Raw genomic sequence first — 9,730 nt, 5'->3', positions numbered from 1 at the left:
AACAACATGAAAAAAGTAGTCGTTTTTTTGGTGGTCAATTTGCTCCGGAAAGTGGTGGTCAGTTTGAACCGAAACTGGTGGTCAATTTAAACTGGAATTAGGTGGTCAATTTGACCGTTTTTTCCACATTAGTAGCGAAAGTATGACGGCTCAAATGAAAAGATATACTAAAAGGGAGTTCTAATTTTTTACCAATTCTGCCCAATTGAAAATTAACCGAGCTGTTGGCTTTTTCTTTTACTTCAAATCGGTAGTCTCTATTTTTCAGATATAATTCCTTGCTTTTAATTACAGGGAAAATAAAATCCGTTTCAGTAGCATTTTCTTTTTTGTATTTGGATATAATATCCAACGCCACTTTTCCAATCTTAAACTGATGCTCTGCTTTGGTTCTGTTAACGGTTTTATTTATCGTTTTTTTGATTTTGTTTTCCTCTGCAAAAAAATGTCGGTATTGCAATTCGATAACATCACTAAAACGCAATCCTCCAGCATAAATAGAAAAAAGAAACAAATCTTTGGCAAGTTCCATTGTTGAACCCTCTTCTACATTAAAATCAATTAATTGGCTTATTTGGTCTTTATTCAAAAACGTCCTGCTCCCTTGATTTTTCTTCAAAGTCAACTTACTAAATGGGTACATATATTCGGGGATAATGTCCTCCTTAATTGCCTCTTTGAACATAATGGCTAAAATCATTATCGAATGTCTTTGAGTAGTATTGCTGTTTTTTAATTCGCCACCCATATAACTCATATAGTCCATTAAAACTGAAACCGTAATATCGTCAAAACATACATCTTTTGTGCCTATCCATCTTTCAAACTTTTCAGTATAAGTAACATAGTTTTTATAGGTACTTACAGAAACATTAGATTTTATTTTTTCGCATCGCTTGTAGGTGTATTCAAAAAAATTAGGGATGTCTTTACCTTTGATAGCATCTTTCAATTTATTGGCTGAAATAGATTTTACTTTGCGTTCCATATCCGCAACTTGTCCCTCTGCATCGGCAATCTTTTGAGAAAGTGCAGCGTTCATACGTGCGCTATTGGGATGGTTCTTCTTCACTTTTTGTTTTACTTCGTCCCATTCATTTTCTTTAAGCTTCACGCCAGCGGTAATAAATTTAGTTTTCCTATCTTTGATTATTCTAATATATAAAGGAGAATGACCCGTTTGGTCTGCTTGATGTGTTCTTAAAATTAACTTTATTGATGCCATTTTTTGATATTTTCAAATGTTATACTATATTTGTAATGCAATGCAAACGAGCGAACCCTAATAAAATAAGGGAATGCAATTCAGAGCAATCGAAAACGAAAGTACAACAATAGGTACAACAAACCAAGCATTTGAATGCTTTTTTTTACATCAATTTGAATCAATTATTTTAATTAAGCCAATAAATACAGTAGTTTAGAAGTAAAGCGGAACATCAGTATTTACTATCAGGATAACAGCTGTTTCTCGCAATTGCGAATTTTGTGTAAGTTCACGTTCGCGTTTCGCAAGTTTTTTTATCTTTAACAGAAAATAATCAGTTCCGAACTTCGCAACTGACGAGAAGCGGCGGAACGTTAGCCAACAGTTTCAGAAAATTCACCTAGCAATACAACTTTTATTGATGAAAGAAAAATATGGAAAAATTACAATCACTATTTTACTATGCATTCCTGTAATAGTTAGCTTATTTTTTATTGATAAGTGGATTTTGCCGCAAAAAAAATTTAATGATGAGATAATCGCATACAGTACAATTTCATATAAAAACAGTAACCGCCGTAATAACTATAGTCAGAGCAAAATCTATCTTGGAACTAAATTCTTTACTCGAAAAGGAAATGAGTTTTCGCTGGAAAAGGGATTTGTTGAAGAAAATAAAGTAACGATTGAAAGAAGTTATTTTTTTAGAAGTATTACTTCGGTAAAATCTCCAATAAAAGATTATTCAAATAAATTAACTTCTGGTTTGAATGGCGGATGTTGGTATTTTATAATTGGTGTTACAATATCGTCTATAATCAGTTTACTAATTCTTAGATTTAATAGAAATTTATCTGAAAACGGCTTTCAAAATATTTTTTTAATCAATTCGTTTTTGACAATAATTGCGTTGTACTTATTTGTGATTTATAATTGAGTCTTTAAAAAAAAACTAATAAACCGTCGGCTAACAGCCGTTTCAAGATACTGCTAGTTTACGGTAAATTGAACTTGTCTTTTTCATAACTTCGTTTTTCCTAGTGGAAAAATACAGTTCCAAAGCCGCAGCACCATGAAACCGCGGAACGTTGCCAGTTTTGCCAGATAAATACAAAATCCCACTTCTTCCGTATTGAGATTTTTTTGTGAAAATTTAACGTAGGTTTATACTTAAAAAGAAAAATTTGCGTTTCATTTAAATAGAAACACAAAAAACAAATAAAATGAAAAACCTAATTCTCTCTGCATCCCTTTTATTAATTACTCTTTCTGCAACTGCACAAACAACTACAGATAAGAAAGAAAGTCCGATATCTTTTTTGGCGACAGCCAAATTAGGATTTGCCAAAATAAGTCAGGACGGAAATGTTGACTTAAATGGAAATATCAATGGTGGTGATGCTTTAGTGTCATTTAAGCTAGGTAAAATGTGGAGTTTAGATACGGGTGTCGGTTTTTTTGAGTTTGATGCTAATCCAACCATAGACGGATACAATGCAAGTTTGACTAATAGCTATCTTCAGATTCCGGTAAGAATCAATGCAGACTTCAGCGTCTTTGATAAAGGCTCACAGGAAAATCAAAAAATATTCTTTACAGCTGGTTTTGGGGTTTATGCCAACACTTTGCTTAAGCAGGAATTACAAACTATTTCCGGTAACAGCAGCGCCAAAAACTTAGGATGGAATTTTGGTTTTTCAAGCCAGATTGGTGCAAAATTCCTTATTTCTGATAAGATGGGTTTTCGCCTAGGACTGGAATCACAATCTGATATGAGCAAAATGAAGAAAGATGATACAGAACAAAAAATCAAGAATATAAATGCCTTATATTTTGGTATGGAATTCAAATTCTAGTATAATTCTCCAATAATAAAAAAGTCCCGAGCAATCGGGACTTTTTTATTATTGTAAACTCTTTAAACTCTGCTCAATCGTGGCAATCTTTGCCAAAGCATCGGCTTCTTTTTTGCGTTCTATTTCGAGAACTTTTTCGGGTGCTCCGCCAACAAACTTCTCATTGGATAGTTTGCCTTGTACACTGCGTAAAAATCCTTGTGTGTATTTTAATTCTTCTGTCAGTTTCGCAATCTCGGCAGCAATGTCAATATTTCCTGAAACCGGAATAAAGTATTCGTTAGATTTTACTCTGTACGTTAACGCGCCGTCAATTTTCTCGGTTATATATTCCAAAGAAACAATGTTTCCAAGCTTCATTATTATGCTGTCAAAATAAGTTGAAACCCTTTCGTTGTTGACTATTTTTAAATCGATTGCATCTTTCATCGCGATGTTTTTCTCTTTACGGATTGTTCTTAAACCAGCGATAACTTCAGAAGTGAATTCGAAATCAGTAATCAGCTTTTCGTTAAACGAAGTCACTTTTGGATATTCCGCAATAATTAACGCTTGTTCCGGAGTTCGATCAGCAATATGCTGCCAGATTTCCTCGGTTAGAAATGGCATGAATGGATGCAATAATTTCAGATTCGCTTCCAACATTTCAATTGCTTTATTGAACGTTACTCTGTCAATTGGTTGTTGGTATGCTGGTTTTATCATTTCTAAGAACCACGAACAGAAATCATCCCAAACCATTTTGTAAATCCCCATCAACGCATCAGACAATCGGTATTTTTCGAAATGATCTTCGATTTCTATTAATGTTTGCTGCAATTTAGCTTCATACCATGCTATCGCCACTTTTGAACTTTCGGGTTGAACAATGTCTGCAACTTCCCAACCATTAATTAATCGGAAGGCATTCCAGATTTTGTTGGCAAACGCTTTACCGTTGTTGCACAATTCCTCATCAAACATAATATCATTTCCTGCAGAAGCACTTAAAAGCAATCCTACACGAACACCATCGGCACCAAATTTTTCAATCAGCAGTAATGGTTCAGGAGAATTTCCTAATGATTTTGACATCTTGCGACGTTGCTTATCACGTACCAAACCTGTCAAATACACATTCGAAAACGGCTTTTTACCAGTATATTCATAACCTGCAATAATCATTCGGGCAACCCAAAAGAATAAAATATCAGGACCAGTAACCAAATCATTCGTTGGATAATAGTATTTGAAATCTTCATTATCAGGTTCCATTATTCCACCAAAAACAGCCATTGGCCATAACCAGGATGAGAACCAAGTGTCTAATGCGTCGGCGTCTTGGCGTAAGTCGGATGCTTGAAGCTGGGTGTTAGATGTTTTTATTTTAGCTAAAGCCAAAGCATAGTTGATGTTTTCTGCAACCACAAAATCTTCTTTTCCATCGCCATAGAAATAGGCCGGAATTTGTTGTCCCCACCACAATTGACGCGAAATATTCCAATCACGGATATTTTCCAGCCAATGACGATACGTATTATCAAAACGCGAAGGATATAGTTTAATTTCTTTGGTTTCCAACACCGATTTGATGGCTGGTTTTACCAATTCTTCCATGCTTAAAAACCATTGGTCTGATAAGCGTGGTTCTATAACTGCTTTAGTTCTTTCGGAAGTTCCTACTTTGTTTAAATAGTTTTCTGTTTTGGCTAAAGCGCCAATATTTTCAAGTTCCTTCGCAATTTCTTCACGGACAACAAAACGGTCTTTTCCCTGATAATGCAATCCGTAGGAATTTAAAGAAGCATCTTCGTTGAAGATATCAATGATTTCAAGATTGTGCTTTTCACCAAGTGTTTTATCGTTCATATCGTGCGCAGGCGTTACCTTTAAACAACCTGTTCCGAATTCAACATCTACATAGTCATCTTCAATGATTGGCACTACTCTATTGCAGATTGGCACGATAGCTTTTTTACCTTTCAGATGTTTGAAACGTTCATCATTTGGGTTAATACAAATTGCAGTATCTCCAAAGATTGTTTCTGGACGAGTCGTTGCAACCGTTAAAAAATCTGAAGTTCCTTCTATTTGATATTTTAAAAAGTATAATTTTCCTTGTCTTTCTTCAAAGATTACTTCTTCGTCAGACAAAGTTGTTTTGGCTTCCGGATCCCAGTTTACCATTCGGTAACCGCGATAGATATAGCCTTTGTTATATAAATCAACGAACGAACGGATTACAGATGCCGACATATCAGGATCCATTGTGAATTTGGTTCGGTCCCAATCACATGAACAGCCTAATTGCTTTAATTGCTCTAAAATAGTTCCACCGTATTTGTCTGTCCAGGCGTAAGCATGAACAAGGAATTCTTCACGGGTCAAATCGTTTTTGTTGATGCCTTCGCTTTTTAGTTTGGCCACAACCTTAGCCTCAGTTGCAATGGAAGCGTGATCTGTTCCCGGAACCCAGCAGGCGTTGAAACCTTTCAATCGCGCACGACGAATAAGAACATCCTGAATAGTGTTGTTCAACATATGTCCCATGTGCAGGACTCCGGTCACGTTTGGTGGCGGAATTGTAATGGTATATGGTTTTCTATGGTCGGGTTTTGAATGAAAATAGTTGTTTTTCATCCAGTAGTCGTACCACTTTTTTTCTACTTCTTTGGCGTTAAATTGAGCTGGAATCATATAATAGATTGTTAGACTTCTTAGATTGTTAGACTTCTTAGATTACAAAAGAGCGATACACTTACCTTTTAGCCCCGATTGAAGAAGTTACCGTGTAACTCGAAAAGCGGGAATATAGATAACAGATAAATCCCGAGCCATTCGCTACTGAACTTCATCAGCACACGTTCAAACCTTGTGGCATGCCTTTTGTTAACTGACTGCAAAAGTAATTAATAAAGACTTTAGAAAAAATTAAGAATTAAATTTTTGTGTATTAATTTAAACGAACTATTTTTACTAACCAAATTAAACATTTGAACCTATGAAAAAATATATACTTATTGTTGTTGTCCTTATGAATGCTGTGGTTTTTGCACAAAAAGGACCAAAAATTGAGTTCAAAGATAAAGACAACACTATTGATTATGGAACGGTAAATAAGGACGATGACGATGGTGTTCGCTCTTTTGAGTTCACCAACACTGGTGATGCGCCATTGATTATTACGAATGTTCAGTCAACTTGTGGCTGTACGGTTCCATCAAAACCAACAGAACCAATTGCTCCGGGAAAAACCGGGAAGATTGATGTAAAATACAATATGCACACAGGGCCAATCAGAAAAACGATTACTGTAGAAAGTAATGCTGTGAATGTTGAAGAAGGCCGGGTTGCTATAAAAATTAAAGGTGAAGTGATTGAAAAACCAGTGGTAAATCTTCTGGAAAAAAAATCATCCAGTCCGATGATGCAATAAAAAAAGTCCTCTCATTCCAAAAAACGAGAGGACTTTTTTTATATAATCTTTTTGAGCTGGAATTTGAATTTATAGGTTTTGTTATCTCTCTCCACTTCCATTTCGATTGTTTTCCCTTCCTCTGATTTGAGTAGTTCATTTATCATTTCGATAGTGTATCCGTGGGCTATTTGACGGTTTATTTTGATAATTCTGTCACCTGCTTTTAGTCCTGCTTTTTCGGCTTCGGAATTTGGTCTGACACTTGCAATTTTAAAAATTGGTTTTAGTTCAAAATGAATTTTCAGATTGCTCTGAAGTCTTTCGTCAGATGAAGTGTATACTTTTATACCCTGACTTTGTTTGTCTAAATATGATTCTTTTACCCATTCAAGACCAGCGTGTTCTACTTCAATTCCACTCATGTTAAAATGAAACGGATCGTCAATCTTTTTATTTGGACTGGTGTACATTGCATTATTTGAATAATCAAAAACTACCGTAAACCTTGATATGATTTCGCTGCCAACAGAACCAATTCTGTTTGGAACAAAATTTACGCTCTTTACAGATGTCGAATCCGGGAAAGTTATCAAAGGAAAACTGAATGTTTTTTTGCCAAATTCAAAGCTGTTTAATCTACCTCTTTTGCCATAAACATTACCACTAAAACCTCTACCGAGATAATCCAGTATATTCATATCGGGTAATTTGATTTTATCTGTTTTGTTTAAAAAAATCCAAACTGCATCGCTATTCCCAGTATCAACTAATAACTTTGAAGGAATTGTTTGTTCTTCGGTTTTAATGTTTGAAACATAATAGGGTTTCTTATCTTCAATTGAAATTGAATCTTTAGCAAAGTTCTTTTGCAGTCTGCTTTTGATTTTTTTATGTTCATGATTATAAACAATGATTTTCCTTCTGTCATAATTTATTTCGACGATATGGTTTTTAAAAAAATGGCTTCCAATAATTCCGTTGACAGGAATTCCGACCTGAGAAGAAAAGTTAAACTCCTGGTCAAGAACTATATAAATCTCATGATTATAATCGATAAAGTCTTTTATTTCAACTTTGTTTTTGGATGACTTATATGAATCAATTGCATCTTTACTACCTAAACCTTTTAGCTTCAATTTCTCTACTTCAAATAGTTTAACTTCATCTTTGTCATCTAAACTAAAAAGTATAGTTTGTTCAACACCAGTGTCCAACAAAAATGTCAACTCTTCACCATTTACTATTACTGGAATGAAAATTAGATTATTAATAAGTTTAAAAGGGATAACAACTTTATTTTTCAAATTGTTTATCTGAAATTCAGATTGGCTAAACGTATAAACAGAAAAAAATAGAAAAAAAAATAGTAGCTTTAAACGCATTGGAGATGATTTTGCATTAAAAATAAAAAATAATTATTTGGTAATTGCGTTTTTAACAAATTATAAATATTGGAATGAATTGTTTACCATCCAAAAAAATCGCAAATTTGCAGCACAAATAAAAATAGCCATGCCAAAAGTATCATTAAAAGGTCAAAAAATGCCTGAGTCGCCAATTAGAAAATTGGTTCCTTATTCAGAAATTGCTAAAAAGAAAGGCCATAAAGTCTATCATTTAAACATTGGTCAACCTGATATTAAAACCCCTGATGTAGCATTAAACGCAGTAAAAAATGCTGATATAAGTGTTTTGGAATACAGTCATTCGGCTGGTTTTGAAAGTTACAGAACTAAGCTTTCAGCCTATTACAAATCACATGGCTTACCAATTGATGTTGCCGATATAATCATCACAACTGGTGGTTCTGAAGCGCTATTATTTGCTATGGGAAGCACCATGGATGTGGATGATGAAATTATTATTCCGGAGCCTTTTTATGCTAATTATAATGGTTTTTCAACAGCTTCTGGTGTTACAGTTGTACCTGTTATTTCAACTATTGATGAAGGTTTTGCATTGCCTCCAATTGCGGCTTTTGAAAAACTGATAACACCAAAAACGAAAGCAATCTTGATTTGCAATCCTGGAAATCCAACAGGTTATTTATATTCAAAAGAGGAAATTTTGCAATTGGCCGAAATCGTTAAAAAACACGATTTGTTTCTAATCGCCGACGAAGTCTACAGAGAATTTATTTATGATGAGAACGACAAACATTTTTCTGTGATGAATGTTCCGGGAATAGAAGAAAATGCCATTATGATTGATTCTGTTTCCAAAAGATACAGCATGTGTGGTGCAAGAATTGGCTGCATTGTTTCTAAAAACAAAGAAGTAATGTCTACGGCAATGAAATTTGCGCAGGCAAGACTGAGTCCGCCAACTTATGCACAAATTGCCAGTGAAGCTGCCTTAGATACGCCACAAAGTTATTTTGACGATGTAATCGAAGAATACAAAGAAAGAAGAGATACTTTGATTGCTGAATTACAAAAAATTGAAGGCGTAAAAGTGGCAACTCCAAAAGGTGCATTTTATTGCATTGCGAAGCTGCCTGTAAAGAATGCTGACAATTTTGCGCAATGGCTTTTAGAGTCTTACGACAATAATAAAGAAACTGTTATGGTTGCTCCTGCTGCTGGTTTTTATTCTACTCCAAATGTTGGTTTAGATGAAGTTCGAATCGCTTATGTACTTAAAAAAGACGATTTAATTCGTTCTGTGGCTATTTTGAAAGATGCTTTAAACGTTTATAATAAACAGTAGTTCTCAAATTATATTGAATAAAATCCTGTCGAGTTTTTTTAGAACGAGACGGGATTTTTCTTTTTTAGGAGCACAACTTCTGTCCTTCCTTCCAACACCTTCCCCGCTATCCGCGCTACATGGTAGCCAGCTCCTATCGGGGCTACTTACACGAATTGTTCTTCTGTCATAACAAAAAAAAAGTCCTCTCGTTTTTAGAACGAGAGGACTTTTACTATTTATAAATATTATTATCGCTTCATCGCGAAGTGAGATTTGAATTGCTTGATTGTTCCATCTCCATCTATATAATCAACCGTAAACCAGTAATCATCCGATGGCATCAGATGTCCGTTGTATGTTCCGTCCCAACCTGCTCCCTGTGTGCTGATTTGTTTGAGTAGTTTGCCATAACGGTCAAAGATGTAAATCTTAGCTCCCGGTTGCCCGCCCAGTCCAACAATATTCCATGTGTCGTGGATTCCGTCTCCGTTCGGGGAGAAGTAATGCGGATAATCTATGATTTCTACCGCGTCGATAATCAGTTCTTCACAGCTGTAAGCAATATCTCCTTTGGTATCC

General features: G+C 34.9%; 8 protein-coding genes. 4 read left to right on the top strand and 4 right to left on the bottom strand.

The window, feature by feature from the left end:
- Positions 1-97: 97 nt before the first annotated feature.
- The gene (locus ABIQ27_RS00710; protein WP_348031104.1) at positions 98-1,225 is read right to left on the bottom strand and encodes a site-specific integrase; all 1,128 of its coding nucleotides are present in this window, start codon (positions 1,223-1,225) and stop codon (positions 98-100) included.
- 403 nt (positions 1,226-1,628) lie between these two features.
- Here ABIQ27_RS00710 and ABIQ27_RS00705 point away from each other — a divergent pair, with 403 nt between their 5' ends.
- Complete coding sequence (locus ABIQ27_RS00705) at positions 1,629-2,144, top strand: hypothetical protein (protein ID WP_348031102.1); 516 nt, start codon at positions 1,629-1,631, stop codon at positions 2,142-2,144.
- A 286-nt stretch (positions 2,145-2,430) separates the two neighbouring features.
- On the top strand, positions 2,431-3,063 hold the full coding sequence (locus tag ABIQ27_RS00700; protein ID WP_348031100.1) for an acyloxyacyl hydrolase: 633 nt from the start codon (positions 2,431-2,433) through the stop codon (positions 3,061-3,063).
- Positions 3,064-3,111: 48 nt separating this feature from the next.
- Here ABIQ27_RS00700 and ABIQ27_RS00695 read toward each other — a convergent pair whose 3' ends face one another.
- Positions 3,112-5,739 (bottom strand): valine--tRNA ligase, encoded by a 2,628-nt coding sequence (locus ABIQ27_RS00695; RefSeq protein ID WP_348031098.1) that lies wholly within the window; start codon positions 5,737-5,739, stop codon positions 3,112-3,114.
- Between the two features lie 304 nt (positions 5,740-6,043).
- Here ABIQ27_RS00695 and ABIQ27_RS00690 point away from each other — a divergent pair, with 304 nt between their 5' ends.
- On the top strand, positions 6,044-6,478 hold the full coding sequence (locus ABIQ27_RS00690) for a DUF1573 domain-containing protein (protein WP_348031096.1): 435 nt from the start codon (positions 6,044-6,046) through the stop codon (positions 6,476-6,478).
- Positions 6,479-6,516: 38 nt separating this feature from the next.
- On the opposite strand, the gene ABIQ27_RS00685 is transcribed toward ABIQ27_RS00690, so the two are convergent.
- Complete coding sequence (locus tag ABIQ27_RS00685) at positions 6,517-7,764, bottom strand: PDZ domain-containing protein (protein ID WP_348031094.1); 1,248 nt, start codon at positions 7,762-7,764, stop codon at positions 6,517-6,519.
- A 208-nt stretch (positions 7,765-7,972) separates the two neighbouring features.
- On the opposite strand from ABIQ27_RS00685, the gene ABIQ27_RS00680 reads away from it, so the two are divergent.
- On the top strand, positions 7,973-9,169 hold the full coding sequence (locus ABIQ27_RS00680; RefSeq protein ID WP_348031092.1) for a pyridoxal phosphate-dependent aminotransferase: 1,197 nt from the start codon (positions 7,973-7,975) through the stop codon (positions 9,167-9,169).
- 230 nt (positions 9,170-9,399) lie between these two features.
- Here ABIQ27_RS00680 and ABIQ27_RS00675 read toward each other — a convergent pair.
- Positions 9,400-9,730, bottom strand: a 331-nt coding sequence (locus ABIQ27_RS00675) for a T9SS type B sorting domain-containing protein (protein ID WP_348031090.1), incomplete at its 5' end; no start/stop codon positions are given.

This window comes from Flavobacterium sp., from assembly GCF_039916025.1.
Lineage (GTDB): Bacteria > Bacteroidota > Bacteroidia > Flavobacteriales > Flavobacteriaceae > Flavobacterium.
Note: the sequence above shows the minus strand (reverse complement) of the source record. Positions and strands in the feature narration are given on the sequence as shown.